We start from the raw sequence: 310 nt of genomic DNA on the forward strand, positions 1-310 counted from the left end.
GGTCATGACCGTCCCCATACCGATTGGATGTGGTTGAAGATCTCGAGATTGACAGCATCGACGGAGTCCAAGGCGCGTGTGAGGGTGTCACGACCGACAGAACCGCGTGCCATTTCGTAAAGGCTCTTCTTCTCCAAGCCGGCGCTGGCGATTGCCGTCGTGTCCACCACGGCTGGCGCCAGCACGTCCTCGCCAAACAGTGAGCGCAGGAGTGCGACGACATTCACCTGAGGAACATCGTTCGGATTATGCCTAGTGATGACATATCGAATGAAATCGTGTTCAAGAATACCGCCACGTTCCTCGATCA

Annotated in this window: 1 pseudogene; it reads right to left on the bottom strand. The window is 55.8% G+C overall.

The features are described 5' to 3' along the window. Positions 1-2: 2 nt before the first annotated feature. Positions 3-310: pseudogene (locus tag AF337_RS12020) on the bottom strand (plasmid partitioning protein RepA); the annotation flags it as partial.

Source organism: Rhizobium ecuadorense, assembly GCF_001187535.1.
In the GTDB taxonomy this organism is placed as follows: Bacteria; Pseudomonadota; Alphaproteobacteria; order Rhizobiales; family Rhizobiaceae; genus Rhizobium; species Rhizobium ecuadorense.